The sequence below is a fragment of the Micromonospora sp. NPDC048909 genome (assembly GCF_040649635.1).
Taxonomy (GTDB): domain Bacteria; phylum Actinomycetota; class Actinomycetes; order Mycobacteriales; family Micromonosporaceae; genus Micromonospora.
On record NZ_JBEZFU010000003.1, the window covers coordinates 234,237 to 249,287 of the forward strand.

At 75.1% G+C, this 15,051-nt stretch carries 10 protein-coding genes and 1 pseudogene; 9 read left to right on the plus strand and 2 right to left on the minus strand.

The window, feature by feature from the left end:
• Positions 1 to 54: 54 nt before the first annotated feature.
• Positions 55 to 1,014, minus strand: a complete 960-nt coding sequence (gene dapD, locus AB0C04_RS10415) for a 2,3,4,5-tetrahydropyridine-2,6-dicarboxylate N-succinyltransferase (protein WP_357051304.1) — start codon at positions 1,012 to 1,014, stop codon at positions 55 to 57.
• 79 nt (positions 1,015 to 1,093) lie between these two features.
• On the opposite strand from dapD, the gene dapE reads away from it, so the two are divergent.
• A complete protein-coding gene (gene dapE / locus AB0C04_RS10420; protein WP_357051307.1) occupies positions 1,094 to 2,167 on the plus strand; it encodes a succinyl-diaminopimelate desuccinylase in 1,074 nt (357 codons plus the stop codon).
• A gap of 98 nt (positions 2,168 to 2,265) precedes the next feature.
• Here dapE and AB0C04_RS10425 read toward each other — a convergent pair whose 3' ends face one another.
• Positions 2,266 to 2,439, minus strand: a complete 174-nt coding sequence (locus AB0C04_RS10425) for a hypothetical protein (protein ID WP_350871561.1) — start codon at positions 2,437 to 2,439, stop codon at positions 2,266 to 2,268.
• A 155-nt stretch (positions 2,440 to 2,594) separates the two neighbouring features.
• On the opposite strand from AB0C04_RS10425, the pseudogene AB0C04_RS10430 reads away from it, so the two are divergent.
• The 8 genes and pseudogenes from AB0C04_RS10430 to AB0C04_RS10465 form a co-directional block, all read left to right on the plus strand.
• A pseudogene (locus AB0C04_RS10430) lies at positions 2,595 to 3,425 on the plus strand (TIGR00730 family Rossman fold protein); the annotation flags it as partial.
• A gap of 200 nt (positions 3,426 to 3,625) precedes the next feature.
• Positions 3,626 to 4,171 (plus strand): TIGR00730 family Rossman fold protein, encoded by a 546-nt coding sequence (locus AB0C04_RS10435; RefSeq protein WP_357051311.1) that lies wholly within the window; start codon positions 3,626 to 3,628, stop codon positions 4,169 to 4,171.
• Between the two features lie 94 nt (positions 4,172 to 4,265).
• Positions 4,266 to 7,775, plus strand: a complete 3,510-nt coding sequence (locus AB0C04_RS10440) for an ATP-dependent DNA helicase (protein ID WP_357051315.1) — start codon at positions 4,266 to 4,268, stop codon at positions 7,773 to 7,775.
• Positions 7,776 to 7,882: 107 nt separating this feature from the next.
• A complete protein-coding gene (locus AB0C04_RS10445; protein ID WP_357051318.1) occupies positions 7,883 to 11,392 on the plus strand; it encodes an ATP-dependent DNA helicase in 3,510 nt (1,169 codons plus the stop codon).
• A gap of 203 nt (positions 11,393 to 11,595) precedes the next feature.
• On the plus strand, positions 11,596 to 11,799 hold the full coding sequence (locus AB0C04_RS10450; RefSeq protein ID WP_007464836.1) for a cold-shock protein: 204 nt from the start codon (positions 11,596 to 11,598) through the stop codon (positions 11,797 to 11,799).
• A 205-nt stretch (positions 11,800 to 12,004) separates the two neighbouring features.
• Positions 12,005 to 13,327 carry a DEAD/DEAH box helicase gene (locus tag AB0C04_RS10455; protein ID WP_357051321.1) on the plus strand — a complete coding sequence of 441 codons (1,323 nt, stop codon included), beginning with the start codon at positions 12,005 to 12,007 and terminating at the stop codon, positions 13,325 to 13,327.
• A 158-nt stretch (positions 13,328 to 13,485) separates the two neighbouring features.
• Complete coding sequence (locus tag AB0C04_RS10460) at positions 13,486 to 13,689, plus strand: hypothetical protein (RefSeq protein WP_357051324.1); 204 nt, start codon at positions 13,486 to 13,488, stop codon at positions 13,687 to 13,689.
• A gap of 238 nt (positions 13,690 to 13,927) precedes the next feature.
• Complete coding sequence (locus AB0C04_RS10465) at positions 13,928 to 15,043, plus strand: LLM class flavin-dependent oxidoreductase (protein ID WP_357051328.1); 1,116 nt, start codon at positions 13,928 to 13,930, stop codon at positions 15,041 to 15,043.
• Positions 15,044 to 15,051 lie beyond the last annotated feature (8 nt).

Sequence of the window (15,051 nt, forward strand, 5' to 3'; positions counted from 1 at the left end):
GGCGTACCCCCTCCGGGTCCGCGGGGTTCCCGCGGACCCGGAGGCGGGCGGCCGTCAGTCGTTGGCGTGCAGCGCGGCGTTCAGCTCGATGCCCCGGCCGGTCCGCGGCTTCGCCTCCAGCGCACCGGTGACCGAGTTGCGCCAGAAGAGCAGGCCGTCCACCCCGGAGAGCTCGCGGGCCTTGACCACCCGGCCGTCCGGCAGGGTGACCTTCGAGGCGGCGGTGATGTAGCAACCGGCCTCGACCACGCAGTCGTCGCCGAGCGAGATGCCGACCCCCGCGTTCGCGCCGACCAGGCTCCGCTCGCCGATGCTCACCTTCTCGGTGCCACCGCCGGAGAGCGTGCCCATGATCGAGGCGCCGCCGCCGATGTCGGAGCCGTCACCGACCAGGACACCCTGCACGATCCGGCCCTCGACCATGGAGGTGCCGACCGTGCCGGCGTTGAAGTTCACGAAGCCCTCGTGCATCACGGTGGTGCCGGCGGCCAGGTGGGCGCCGAGGCGGACCCGGTCCGCGTCGGCGATCCGCACGCCGGCGGGGACCACGTAGTCGGTCATCCGGGGGAACTTGTCCACCCCGTAGACGGCGAGGTGCCGGCCCGCCGTGCGCTCGATCACCCGCAGCTCGTCGACCCGCTCCGGCGGGCACGGCCCGGCGGAGGTCCAGGCCACGTTCGCCAGCTTGCCGAAGATGCCGTCCAGGTTCAGCTCGTTGGGCCGGACCAGGCGGTGGGAGAGCAGGTGCAGCCGGAGGTACGCGTCCGCAGCGTCCTTGATCGGGTCGTCCAGCGAGCCGATCACGGTGACCACCTCGACGGCGCGCAGGCCGGGCAGCCCGCGCTCGCCGATCGCCCCGGGTGGCAGGTCGAGCACGTCCGCCTTCTCCTCGCCGGAGACCAGCGGCAGCTCGCCGAGCCCCAGCTTCCCGGTCGGGTACCAGGTGTCGAGCACCTGGTCGTCGGCGGTGACGGTGGCCAGGCCGATGCCCCAGGCCGATTGTGCGGACGTCACTGCTTCACCTCTCGTTCGCGGCTGTGACGGCGGACGCTCGCTCCTCGCCCCCACCGGGTCTGACGGTACCGTGCGAACCATGGAGAACCCGCTTACCCCCGAGGTCCTCGCCGATCCGGTGGCGCTCACCCGTGTGCTCGTCGACATCGAGTCGGTGTCTCTCAACGAGAAGGCGATCGCCGACTGCGTGGAGGAGGTGCTGCGGGGCGTGCCGCACCTGAGCACCTACCGGCATGGCAACACGGTGATGGCGCGTACCGATCTGGGCCGAACACAGCGGGTGGTGCTGGCCGGGCACCTGGACACGGTGCCGCTGAACAACAACTTCCCGTCCACGATGCGCGGCGACCTGATGTACGGCTGCGGCACCTCGGACATGAAGTCGGGCGTCGCGTACGCCCTGCACCTCGCGGTGACGCTGCCCGACCCGCGTTACGACGTCACGTACTTCTTCTACGAGGCCGAGGAGATCGAGTCGAAGTACAACGGGCTGCACCTGGTCGCCCAGGCGCACCCGGAGTGGCTCGAGGCGGACTTCGCGGTGCTGCTGGAGCCGACGTACGGCATCGTCGAGGCCGGTTGCCAGGGCACCATGCGGGCGATCGTGTCCACCAGCGGCGTACGGGCCCACTCGGCGCGCTCCTGGCACGGCGTGAACGCGATCCACGCCGCCGGCGAGGTGCTGCGCCGGCTCCAGACGTACGAGGCGCGGCGGGTGAAGATCGACGGCTGCGACTACCGCGAGGGCATGAACGCGGTACGGATCCACGGCGGGGTCGCCGGCAACGTGGTCCCGGACCGGTGCGAGATCGAGGTCAACTACCGGTTCGCCCCGGACCGCACCCCGGCCGACGCGGAGGCCCACCTGCGGGAGGTGTTCGCGGGCTTCGAGCTGACCGTGACCGACGCCGCCGCCGGTGCCCCGCCCGGCCTGGAGGCGGCCCCGGCGAAGGAGTTCCTGGCGGCGGTGGGCGCCGCGCCGATCGGCAAGCTGGGCTGGACGGACGTGGCCCGGTTCGCGGCGATGGGGATTCCGGCGCTGAACTTCGGCCCGGGTGACCCGAACCTGGCGCACCACCCCGACGAGCACGTCGAGATCAGCAAGATCCGCGACGGTGCCGCCACTCTGCACCGCTGGCTCGCCCCCGCCTGAACCGCCCGTACGACGACCGAGGCCTGCGTCACCGGGATGTGCCCGGTGACGCAGGCCTCGTGGTCGAAGCTGCTGCCGGCGGAGCGCCGGCGGGGTGGTCAGACCGAAGCGGTGAAGGACGCGTCGGCGGACGGTCGGGCGTCGGTGGGGTCGCCGGACGGCTCGGCGCCGGCCGGCTCGATCTGGCGGGCGCGGCGGCGCTCGGCCACCACGTCGCGGATCCGCCGCTGCATCTGCCGCCGGATCCGGATCATCTCGCTGTTGCTGATCACGCTGGCTCCTCCCCCGAAGGCGCGCGCCGGGGCATACCCGGTATGTGAATAGTAAGACGTACGGGCGAGCCAATTAGTTGCCCAAGATCGCGAACTATTTCTCCGCGTTCTCGCCCCGCGCACCCGGCCGGTGCCGCTCCACTACGGTGGCTTGCATGAGTCAGAGCAACGGGCCGGAGGCGGGCCGGGCCCCGGAACGGGAACGACACCGGGGCGCGGTCACCCTCCGTCGCCAGGCGATCCCGGGCAGTACCGCCGACCAGCGGCTGCTCGACTCGCGGGGGCGAGGCGACTGGAAGACCAAGGACGCCTGGCGCGCGCTGCGCATCCTCTCCGAGTTCGTCGAGGGCTTCGACACCCTCGCCGACCTGCCCCCGGCTGTCAGCGTCTTCGGCTCGGCCCGCAGTGGGCCGGAGAGCGCCGAGTGCCGGCTGGCCGAGGAGTTGGGCGGCGCCCTGGCCCGGGCCGGCTACGCCGTGATCACCGGCGGCGGCCCGGGCGTGATGGAGGCGGCCAACCGGGGCGCCAGCGAGGCCGGTGGGCTCTCCGTCGGGCTGGGCATCGAACTCCCCTTCGAGCAGGGCATCAACGAATGGGTCGATCTCGCCATCGACTTCCGCTACTTCTTCGCCCGCAAGACCATGTTCGTCAAGTACGCCCAGGCCTTCGTCGTGCTGCCCGGTGGGTTCGGCACCATGGACGAGCTGTTCGAGGCGCTCACCCTGGTGCAGACCGGCAAGGTCACCCGGTTCCCGGTGGTGCTGATGGGGGTGGACTACTGGCGCGGGCTGCTCGACTGGCTCCGCGACACCATGGCCGTCGGCGGCAAGATCGGGCCGGTCGATCTTGAGCTGATCTGCCTCACCGACGACGTCAACGCCGCGGTCCGGCACATCGTCGAGGCCGAGGCCGCGCTCTCCGCCGAGCAGGAGGCGGTCCGCGAGGAGGCGGTGGCCCGGGCCGGCGCCGATCAGCGGGCGGCCGCCGCGCAGCACGCCGCCGCCGACCAGCGGGCCGCCGCCGTGGACCGGGGCGAGGCCGGGCCGGACCGGCCGGACGTCGCCGCGGACCGGGGCGAGGCCGGGTCGGCGCCGGGTCCGGTCGGGTCGGCCGGCACCGCGCCGAACGGAACCGGTCCGGCCGGCGTCGCCGAGCGGATCGACGCCGACGAGGCGGGGGCGGGCTGATGGCGGCGATCTGCGTCTTCTGCGCCTCCTCCCGCACCCTCGACCGGCGCTGGCTGGAGCTGGCCGCCGACACCGGCGCGGAGATCGCCCGTCGCGGGCACACCGTGGTCAGCGGCGGCGGCTGTGTCGGGATGATGGGCGCCCTGGTCGACGGGGCGCGGTCGGCCGGCGGGCCCACGGTCGGCGTGATCCCACAGGCGCTGGTCGACCTGGAGGTCGCCGACCTGAAGTCGGACGAGTTGCTGATCACCGACTCGATGGCCAGCCGGAAGACCCTGATGATCGAGAAGTCGGACGCGTTCCTCACGCTGCCCGGCGGGCTCGGCACGCTGGACGAAATCTTCGAGGTGTGGACCACCGCCACGCTGGCTCTGCACGCCAAGCCGATGGTGCTGGTGGACGCCGACGGGTTCTACCAGCCGCTGCTCGACTGGCTGGCCGCGCTCGCCGACCAGCACTTCCTCAAGCCGGCCGGGCTGGACCTGCTCACCGTCGTGGACTCCGTACCCGCCGCCCTCGACGTCCTCGAAGCCCACCTGACCTGACCCGATCCGCCGACGGAGCGGTACCGGACGTGGGCGGGGGCACCGGGCGGGGTGGCGGGCGGGCGGTGTCGTACCGGCGTGGTGGGATTAGCTGATGCAGGCGTACCGGTTGGTGCGTCGACCTGGAGAGTCGACCGAGGGCCTCGGTCGGCCCGCCGGGTCGACCAAGGAGGCTCGTCCGGCCCAGGTGCGGGTCGACGCGGTGCAGGCCGAGGTGGTCGGGCACACCGACGGGCCGATGCTCGTCGTGGGCGGCCCGGGCACCGGCAAGACCAGCACGCTCGTCGAGGCGGTGGCGGCTCGGGTGGCCGAGGGGGTCGACCCCGAATCGATCCTGGTGCTCACCTTCGGCCGTCGGGGCGCCACGGCGCTGCGCCACCGGATCGAGGCCCGGGTGGCCCGCGACGGCCACCGGGTGCTCCGCGAGCCGCTGGTGCGCACCTTCCCGGCGTACGCCTTCGGGCTGCTGCGCCGGGCGGCGGCCGAGCGGGGTGAACCCTCGCCCCGGCTGCTCACCGGCCCCGAACAGGATCTGATCATCCGCGAGTTGCTCGACGTGGTCGGCGAGGAGCCCGAGGACGACCCGGTCGGCTGGCCGGAGGACCTGCGGCCGGCGCTGCGCACCCGGGCCTTCGCCGCACAGCTGCGAGACCTGCTGATGCGCGCCGCCGAGCGTGGTGTGGGCCCGGTCGAGCTGGCCCGGCTCGGTGAGAAGCTCGGTCGGGCCGACTGGCCGGCCGCCGCGCGCTTCCTGCGGGAGTACGTGGCGGTGCTCGCCCTGCGCGATGTCAGCAACCGGGGCTCGATCGCCTACGACCCGGCCGAGCTGGTGCGGGCCGCCACCGGGCTGCTCCGCGACGACGAGGAGCTGCTGGCGGCCGAGCGGCGCCGGCTGGCCCACGTCTACGTCGACGAGCTGGCCGACACCGACCCGGCCCAGCTCGAGCTGCTGGCGGTGGTGGCCGGTGGCGGCAAGTCGCTGATCGCCTTCGCCGACCCGGATTCCTCCACGTACGCCTTCCGCGGCGCCGACCCGGCCGGGGTGACCACCTTCCCGCACCGGTTCCGGACGGCCTCGGGCGCGCCGGCGGCGCGGGTGCTGCTGACCACCTCCTACCGGGCCGGCCCGGGGCTGCTGGCCGCGACCGGGCGACTGGCCCGTCGGCTGCGTGGCCCGGCTGCGCACCGCCGGCTGCGGCCCCTGCCCGATGCGCCGTCCGGAGCGGTGGAGGTGCACACGTTCCGCTCGGCGACCAGCGAGGCCGCCTGGCTGGCCCACACGCTGCGCTCGGCGCACCTGCTCGACGGCGTCCCCTGGGCGCAGATGGCGGTGCTGCTCCGGTCGACCGCGCTCCAGTTGCCCACGCTGCGACGGGCGCTGCACGCCGCCGGGGTGCCGACGGTGGTGCACGGCGAGGACCTGCCGCTGCACCTGCAACCAGCGGTCGCGCCGCTGCTGCTCCTGCTGCGCTGCGCGCTGGAGCCCGAGCGGCTCGACGAGGAGGCCGCCGTCGCGCTGCTGCACTCGGCGTTGGGCGGCGCCGACCCGCTGGCCGAGCGTCGGCTGCGTCAGGGCCTGCGCGCCCTCGCGCTGGCCGGCGGCGACCGGCGACCCTCCGGCGAGCTGATCGTCGAGGCGTTGCAGGACCCGGCCGAACTGGCCGGCATCGACCGGCGATGGGCCGAGCCGGCGCAGGCCGTCGCCGGGCTGCTGGCCACCGCCCGGGAGGCGGCGGCCCGGCCCGGCGCCACCGCCGAGGACGTGCTCTGGGCGGTCTGGCGGGCCAGCGGGCTCGCCGAGCGGTGGGCCGGCGCGATCAGCCGAGGCCGGCCGGCGGCCGGCGAGGGAGACGTCGCCCGACGGCGCCGCGCCGAGGCCGCCGACCGGGACCTCGACGCCGTGATGGTGCTCTTCGACGCGGCGGCCCGGTTCACCGACCGGCTGCCCGGCGCCCGCAGCGAGGTCTTCCTCGACCATGTGCTCGGGCAGGACCTGCCCGCCGACACCCTCGCGCCGACCGCCGACCGGGGCGACGCGGTCCGGCTGCTCACCGCGCACGCGGCCAAGGGCCTGGAGTGGGACCTGGTCGCGGTCGCCGGGGTGCAGGAGGGGGTCTGGCCCGACCTGCGGCTGCGCGGCAGCCTGCTCGGCTCGGAACGGCTGGTCGACGTGCTCGCCGGCCGGGCCGTCGGCGCCGGCGCGGCAGCCACCGTGGTCGGCCAGACCTCGGCGCTGCTCGACGAGGAGCGGCGGCTGTTCCACGTCGCGGTGAGCCGGGCCCGGCGGCGGCTGCTGGTCAGTGCGGTCGCCTCGGCCGCGGTCGGCGGCGACGACCACGAGGAGCAGCCGAGCCGGTTCCTGCACGAGCTCGGCCCCACCGGGCCGCCCGCCCCGCCCACCGCGCCACCCGACGGCGACGATCCGACTTCGCCCGGTGGCGACGATCCGACTCCGCCCGGCCCGCGCTCCGGCCCCGACGACAACCCGACCGACGGCCCGGACGACCAGCCGCAGGGCGGCGGTCCGGACGACGGTGGGCCGGAGGACCGCGGCCCGGACGAGGACGGCCCGGCGCGGCCCGGCGCGCTGCCGCTCACCCGGGCGCCCCGGGCGCTCACCCTGCCGGCGCTGGTGGCAGAGCTGCGTACCGCCGTGGTCGAGCCGACGGCCCCGTACTCCCGGCGGCGCGCCGCGGCGGCCGAACTGGCCCGGCTGGCCGCCGCCGGGGTGCCGGGCGCGCATCCGGACGACTGGTGGGGGCTGCGTGGGCTCTCCGACGACCGCCCGCTGGTGGACGAGGGAGAGCCGGTCCGGGTGACCCCGTCGGCGATGGAGAGCGCGCTGCGGTGCAGCCTGCGCTGGCTGCTGGAACGGCACGGCGGCAGCGCCCCGGCCAGCACCGCCCAGGGGGTGGGCAACCTCGTGCACGCCGCCGCGATGCTCGCCGAGGACGCCAGCGTCGACCGGGGGGCGCTGCTCGACTACGTGGCCGCGCGGTTCGACGCGATCGAGCTGGCCGCCCGCTGGATGGCCGGCCCGGAGCGGTCCCGCGCCGAGGCGATGGTCGACAAGTTGCTGCGCTGGCTGGCCAGCAATCCGCGGCGGCTGCTCGCCATCGAGCACGAGTTCGCGGTCCGGCTCGACGATCCGCACCGCCCGGTCGAGCTGACCGGTCGGGTGGACCGGCTGGAGGTCGACGCCGACGGCCGGCTGGTGGTGATCGACCTGAAGACCGGCAAGTCCACCGCGGTCACCGGCAGCGACCTGGCCGAGCATCCGCAGCTGGGCGCCTACCAGGCGGCGGTCGAGGCGGGTGCGTTCGAGGAGTTCGGCGACGAGTCCGGCGGCGCCGCCCTGGTGCAGCTCGGCACGACGGCCAAGGACGCGAAGGAGCAGAGCCAGCCGCCGGCCGGTGAGGGGCCGGAGGCCGGCTGGGCGACCGCGCTCGTCCGGCGTACCGCCGATACGATGGCCGCCTCGACCTTCGCCGCGGTCGCCAACTCGAAGTGCCGGGTCTGCCCGGTGCGGACCAGCTGCCCGGTCTCCGGGCAGGGACGCCAGGTCGTCGAGCCGCCGGCCGTGCGCCGCCCAGAACACCCGTAGGCGGACCCGTGAGCGCCTTGCGAGCCCCGCAGCCGCGAACCAAGGCCAGCCCCGTGAGCGCGAGGAGTGAGCTTGCGAGCCCCGCAGCCGCGAACTGAGGTGTCGCCGTGACCCAGCCCGCCCTGTTCGGCGCCGCGGCGCCGGCGCCCCGGCTGGCCGACGCCGGTCCCCGCTACACCCCGGTCGAGCTGGCCCGGTTGCTGCGGCTGCCGGCGCCCACCCGGGAGCAGGCCGCGATCATCGCCGCGCCGGTGGAGCCGCTGCTGGTGGTCGCGGGCGCCGGCTCGGGCAAGACCGAGACGATGGCTGCCCGGGTGGTCTGGCTGGTGGCCAACTCCTACGTCCGGCCCGAGCAGGTGCTCGGCCTCACCTTCACCCGCAAGGCGGCCGGCGAGCTGGCGCACCGGGTGCGCACCCGGCTGGACCAGCTGATCCGCCGGCTGGGGCGGCGCGGGCGGGATCCGTTGGACGACCCGCTCGCCGGTGAGCCGACCATCGCCACCTACCACTCCTACGCCGGCCGGATCGTCACCGAGCACGGCCTGCGCGCCGGTTACGAACCCTCCACCCGGCTGCTCACCGAGGCGTCCCGCTGGCAGTTGGTCGACCTGCTGGTCCGCAACTACGACGGTGACATGTCCGAGGTGGACCGGATGCCGAGCACGATCACCGACGCGGTGCTGGCGCTCGCCGGTGAGCTGGACGAACACCTGGTCGCCCCGGACGAGCTGGCCGCCTGGACCGGCCGGTTCTTCGCCGAGGTGCAGGCCCACCCGGGTCGGATCTACGCCGACGTGCGCAAGGCGCTCGCTTTCCAGCAGACCCGGCTGCGCCTGCTGCCGCTGGTGCGGGCGTACGCCCGGCGCAAGGAGGACTTCGAGGCGATGGACTTCGCCGACCAGTTGGCCCGGGCCGCCCGGGTCGCCCGGGACCACCCGGGGGTCGGCGCGGTCGAGCGGGACCGCTACCGGGTGGTGCTGCTCGACGAGTACCAGGACACCAGCCACGCCCAGGTGGTGCTGCTCACCGCGCTCTTCGGCAACGGGCATCCGGTGACCGCGGTCGGCGATCCGTGCCAGTCCATCTACGGCTGGCGGGGCGCGTCGGCCGGCACCCTGGAGCGGTTTCCGACCGAGTTCACCGGCCCCGGCGGGACGCCGGCCCCCGCGCTCGGCCTCACCACCAGCTGGCGCAACCGGCCGGAGATCCTCCGGGTGGCGAACGCGCTGGCCACTCCGCTGCGCGCCGCCGGGGCGCAGGTGCCCGAGCTGCGCGCCGCGCTGAGCGTCCGGGAGCCGATCCCGCACCGCAGCGCCCGCGGCGCCGCCGCCGGCACCGTGCACTGCGCGCTGCTGGAGACGTACGCGGACGAGGCGGCCTGGATCGCGGAGAGCGTGCTGGCCGCCTGGCGGGGCGCAGCCCGGCTGCCCGGCGCGCTGCCGGAGCGCATCCCGGTGGCGCAGCGGCCGACGACCGCGGTGCTGGTCCGGGTACGCAGCCAGATCCCTGCGATCGAGTCGGCGTTGCGCGAACGTGGCCTGCCCGTCGAGGTGGTCGGTCTGGGTGGCCTGCTGGACACCCCGGAGGTGCGGGACGTGGTCTGCACGCTGCGGGTGCTGGCCGACCCGACCGACGGCGCGGCGCTGCTGCGGCTGCTCACCGGTGCCCGCTGGCGGATCGGGCCGCGCGACCTGGTGGCGCTGCACCGCCGGGCCCGGGCGATCGCCGTCGGGCGGCGGCAGCTCGCCGGCGACGGCACGCCGGAGATCACCCCGGACCTGCTGGACGAGGCGACGCTGGTGGAGGCGCTGGCCGACCTCGGCCCGGCGCAGGCGTACTCGGCGGAGGGCTACCTCCGGCTGCGCGCGTACGGCCGGGAGCTGGCCCTGCTGCGCTACCGGCTGGACCAGTCGCTGCCGGATCTGATCGCGGACATCGAGCGGACCATCGGGCTGGACGTGGAGGTGGCGGTCCGGGCCGGCCGGGACGGCGCCGGTGACGCCGGCCTGGCCCGCGGCCACCTGGACGCGCTGGGCGACGTGGCCGCCCGATTCACCGGCGAGACGCCGGGGGCGACGCTCTCGGCGTTCCTGGCCTTCCTCGCCGCCGCCGAGGACGAGGAGCGCGGCCTCACCCCGGGCGAGGTCGAGGTGGTCGAGGGCGCGGTGCAGGTGCTCACCGCCCACGCGGCCAAGGGGCTGGAGTGGGACGTGGTGGCGGTCGCCGGGCAGAGCCGCGGCGTCTGGCCCGGCCCGGTGCGCAACTCCGACCACTGGCTTGGCGGGCTGGGGGTGCTCCCGTTCCCGTTGCGCGGGGATGCCGACGGGCTGCCCCGACTGGAGCTGGCCGAGGCGGAGGACCAGCGCGGGGTGGCCCGGGCGCTGGCCGATTTCACCGACGACTGGCGGGCGCACGACGAGCGGGAGGAGCGCCGGCTGGCGTACGTCGCGGTGACCCGGCCGCGCCGGCTGCTGCTCTGCTCCGGGTACTGGTGGGGCGAGGGGACCAAGCGCCCGCGCGGCCCGTCGGTCTTCCTGCGTGAGGTCTACGACGCCTGCCTGGACGGCGGGTCGGGGCACCTGGTCGACGCCTGGGCGCCGGAGCCGGCGCCGGACGCGGTCAACCCGACCACCGAGGTGGTGCTCCGGGCGGAGTGGCCGGCCGATCCGCTCGGCGTGCGCCGCCCGGCGCTGACCGAGGCCGCGGCGCTGGTCCGGCGGTTCCTGGCCGACGGAGCCGACTCCGGCAGGGCCGGTCCGGAGCCGGCCGACGCGCCGGCGGAGACCGCATCGGCGGCAGCCCGGCCGGGCCAGGTCGCACCGGAGCAGGTCGGGCCGGAGCAGTTCGGACCGGAGCAGTTCGGACCGGAGCAGGTCGGACCGGAGCAGGTGGCGGACGACCCGGATGTGGCGCGTTGGCGGCAGGAGGCGGACCTGCTGTTGGCCGAGCGGGCCGAGCTGACCCGGGCCTCCGGCGCGGTCGAGGTGGCGCTTCCCGGGCACCTGACCGTCACCCAGCTGGTGGCGCTGCGACGCGACCCGGCCGCGCTGGCGCGAACGCTGCGCCGCCCGGTGCCCAGCGAACCCAACCCGTACGCCCGGCGGGGCACCGCCTTCCACACCTGGCTGGAGCAGCGGTTCGGTGCCGACCGGCTGCTCGACCTGGACGAGTTGCCCGGCGCCGCGGACGCGGACGCCGCCCCGGACGAGGCGCTCGCGGAGCTCCAGGAGCGCTTCCTGGCCAGCGAGTGGGCCGAGCGGGTGCCGGTGGAGGTGGAGGTGCCGTTCGCCACGGTCATCGCGGGGGTGGTGGTCCGGGGCCGGATGGACGCCGTCTTCGCCCGCCCGGGTGGACGGTTCGACGTGGTGGACTGGAAGACCGGCGGCCAGCCCACCGGCGCGGCGGCCGAGGTGGCGGCGGTGCAGTTGGCGGTCTACCGGCTGGCCTGGGCGGAGCTGGCCGGGGTGCCGGTCGACCGGGTGGGTGCGGCCTTCCACTACGTCCGGGACGGGGTCACCGTCCGTCCGGCGGACCTGCTCGACGTGGCCGGGCTCACCGCGATGATCGCCGCCGTGCCGGAAGTTGGGGAAAAGGATGCCGATCGCGTCCAGCCGTGATAGGTTGTCCGGGTTGCAGTTTTGGTTACCAGAGACTCTGTGTGCGCCTGGCGGATTGTGGCCCCAGGCGCTCTTTGTTGTGTCCGGAGTTCTCCGGGCGGGGCGACCAGAAGCGACAGGCGGTCCACGCAGTTCCGCGTGGAGCGCTCCTCTCGGGCCCGCAACAGGTGCGGGTTCGACGTTCCGTCAAGGAGACGAAACACATGGCAATTGGCACCGTCAAGTGGTTCAACGCTGACAAGGGCTTCGGCTTCATCACCCCGGACGGCGGCGGCGCCGACGTCTTCGCCCACTTCTCGGCGATCCAGTCCTCCGGCTACCGGAGCCTGGACGAGAACCAGCGGGTCGAGTTCGAGGTGACCCAGGGCCAGAAGGGCCCGCAGGCGGAGAACATCCGCCCGCTCTGATCGTCGGCATCACTGCACCATCCACCGCGCCCGTCCGGGCATGGTGACGGTGGTCGGCCCGCCGCTGTACGCGGCGGGCCGGCCCCCGTACCCCCTTCGGTTCGTGCTTGTGACCACCCGCGGCTCGGCTGCGCCGGTGGCAGCGCCGCTCGGCGCCTTCCTCGACACGTGCCGCCTCGAGGAAGGCTCCCTTGTGACTACCGTCATGCCGTCATTCGCTGATACCGGCCTGGCGCCGAACCTGCTCGCCGCACTCTCGGCGCAGGGCATCGCCGCTCCGTTCCCGATCCAGTCCGCCACCCTGCCCGACTCGCTCGCCGGCCGGGACGTGCTGGGCCGGGGCCGCACCGGCTCCGGCAAGACCCTCGCCTTCGGGCTCGCACTGCTGCACCGCACCGCGGGTCACCGGGCCCGCCCGGGCCGTCCACTGGCGCTGGTGCTGGTGCCGACCCGTGAGCTGGCCCAGCAGGTCACCACCGCGCTCGCCCCGTACGCCCGCGCCGTCGGGCTGCGCTGCGCGACCGTGGTGGGCGGCCTCTCGCTCCAGCGCCAGGCGGACGCGCTGCGCGCCGGCGCCGAGGTCGTGGTGGCCACCCCCGGTCGGCTGCACGATCTGATCAACCGCGGCGACGCCCGTCTCGACCAGGTCGAGATCACCGTGCTGGACGAGGCCGACCAGATGGCCGACATGGGCTTCCTGCCGCAGGTCACGAAGCTGCTGGAGCAGGTCGCCCCGCAGGGGCAGCGGATGCTCTTCTCGGCCACCCTGGACGGCGGCGTCGACCGGCTGGTCCGTCGCTTCCTGAGCAACCCGGTGACCCACTCGGTCGACCCGGGCACGGCCACCGTCAGCGCGATGACCCACCACGTGCTGCACGTCGACGCGGTGGACAAGCCCGCCGCGCTGACCCGCATCGCCGCCCGTGAGGGCCGCACCATCCTGTTCATGGGTACCAAGCACCGCGCCGACCGGCTCGCCCGCCAGCTGCTCTCCAAGGGAGTACGCGCCGCGGCGCTGCACGGCGGCAAGTCGCAGCCGCAGCGCACCCGGATCCTGGAGCAGTTCCGCAACGGGCAGGTGAGCGTCCTGGTCGCCACGGACGTGGCGGCCCGGGGCATCCACGTCGACGGGCTGGACCTGGTGGTCAACGTGGACCCGCCGACCGAGGCGAAGGACTACCTGCACCGGGGTGGCCGCACCGCCCGGGCGGGGGAGTCCGGCACGGTGGTGACCCTGGTCCTGCCGGAGCAGCGCCGCGACGTGTCCCGCCTGATGGCCACGGCCGGCATCCGCCCGGAGTCGGTCCAGGTGCGCTCCGACGAGGCCGCGCTGGTGCGGGTGACCGGTGCCCGGGAGCCCTCCGGCGTGCCGGTGACCATCGTCGCGCCGCCGGCGCCCGCGGCCAAGCGCGCCTCGGGCGGTCGTGGCGCGACCGCGACGAGCACCGACGGCACCTCGAACGTCGGTCGGCCGGCACACCGCGCCTCGGGCCGGTCCCGTCGGCCGCGCCGGCCGCGTATCGCCTGACGCCCGCGGCTGACCTCGTTCCGCGCCGCCGCACCGGTCGGCTGAGTCGGTAATCAGCATCCGGTGCGTCGGGTGGGCGACTGCGCGGTCGTACCGTCCTGGTCGAAGCTGCCCTGGGGACGTCGTCGGGCGGGGGGCCCGGCGCGGGAGGGGTGACCATGGTGGGCGACGTGGACTCCGGCGCGGCACTGCGCGAGCTGCTCATGGTGCTCGCGGTCGCCGTCGCCGGGCTGCTGCTCGCCATGGTCGCGGCCTTCACGCCCTGGCACGCCACCCCGGCCGGGTCTGCTCCCGCCGGCCTGGTGGAGCTGCACGGCCCGGGTGATCCGGGCGCCGCCCCGGCAGGTACGCGAGCCGGCTGACCGGCCGTCGAGGCCCGTCGAGCCGTCGCGTCCGCCAGGGGTGCGCCGGATCGGGTCGTGCGTGGTGTGGTCGGGCCGGCGGGGCACCGGTCCGACCACGCCCTGCTGTCCGGCAGTCGGCCCAGGTCCTTCTGCGTCATCCAGATGCCGGGACGATCGATCTCGGATATGTCGGCCTTTCCTACCGGCTCGATAGGATTACCACTCCTACGGCACCGGCTGGAGAGAGGCGACGCGCATGACCTTCCACTGGTTCCTCCCCACCTCCGGCGACGGCGACCAGGTGGGCGCGGCGACCGTCACCGCCGGCGCCGCCAAGCACGACCGCGCCGCGACCGTCGCCTACCTGGCCGAGGTCGGCCGGGCCGCCGAGCGGGGCGGCTTCGCGGCCGTGCTCACCCCGGTGGGCGCGGGCTGCCCCGATCCGTGGATCGTCTGCGCCGCCGTCGCCCAGCACACCGAGCGGCTCGGCATGCTCGTCGCGGTCCGGGCCGGCTTCGCGCTGCCCACCCTGGTCGCCCAGCAGGCCCAGGCGTTCCAGGCGGTCTCCGGCGGCCGACTGTCGATCAACGTGGTCACCGGCGGCGACCCGGCCGAGCAGCGGGCGTACGGCGACTTCCTGCCGCACGACGCCCGCTACGCGCGTACCGGCGAGTTCCTCGACGTGCTCCGCCGCTGCTGGCGCGGCGAGCCGTTCGACTTCGCCGGCGCGCACTACCAGATCGCCGGCGGCGGCCTGGCCAACCCGCTGACCGATCTGCCGCCGGTCTACTTCGGCGGTGCCTCCCCGGCAGCCGAGGCGGTGGCCGCCCGGCACGCCGACACGTACCTCATGTGGGGCGAGCCGCCGACCGCGATCGCCGCCCGGGTGGCCCGGATCCGCGCGCTCGCCGCCGAGCACGGCCGGCAGTTGCGGACCGGGATCCGGCTGCACGTCATCGCCCGGGCCACCGCCGCCGAGGCGTGGGCCGAGGCCGACCGGCTGCTGGCCGGGATGAGTCCGGAACGGATCGCCGCCGCCCAGGCGCGGTTCCGCCGGATGGACTCGGTCGGGCAGTCCCGGATGGCCGCGCTGAACGGCGGGAGCGCCGACGGGCTCACCGTCGCGCCGAACCTCTGGGCCGGGGTCGGTCTGGTCCGCGAGGGCGCCGGCACCGCGCTGGTCGGCAGCTACGCCGAGGTCGCCGCCCGGATCGACGAGTACGCCGGGCTCGGCGTCGACGAGTTCGTGCTCTCCGGTTGGCCGCACCGGGAGGAGGCGGAGCGGGTCGGCGCCGAGGTGCTGCCCCTGGTGACGGCCCCGGTCGCGGCTGCTCACCGGAGGTCGCCGGTGGCGGCGGTGCCGACGCGCTAGGGTCGATC

Excerpts from the sequence above, each read along its gene's own strand:
- AB0C04_RS10465 (WP_357051328.1), top strand. The coding sequence starts at position 13,928 with ATGACCTTCCACTGGTTCCTCCCCACCTCCGGCGACGGCGACCAGGTG.
- AB0C04_RS10455 (WP_357051321.1), top strand. The coding sequence starts at position 12,005 with ATGCCGTCATTCGCTGATACCGGCCTGGCGCCGAACCTGCTCGCCGCA.
- dapE (WP_357051307.1), top strand. The coding sequence starts at position 1,094 with ATGGAGAACCCGCTTACCCCCGAGGTCCTCGCCGATCCGGTGGCGCTC.
- AB0C04_RS10450 (WP_007464836.1), top strand. The coding sequence starts at position 11,596 with ATGGCAATTGGCACCGTCAAGTGGTTCAACGCTGACAAGGGCTTCGGC.
- AB0C04_RS10435 (WP_357051311.1), top strand. The coding sequence starts at position 3,626 with ATGGCGGCGATCTGCGTCTTCTGCGCCTCCTCCCGCACCCTCGACCGG.
- AB0C04_RS10460 (WP_357051324.1), top strand. The coding sequence starts at position 13,486 with ATGGTGGGCGACGTGGACTCCGGCGCGGCACTGCGCGAGCTGCTCATG.
- AB0C04_RS10440 (WP_357051315.1), top strand. The coding sequence starts at position 4,266 with ATGCAGGCGTACCGGTTGGTGCGTCGACCTGGAGAGTCGACCGAGGGC.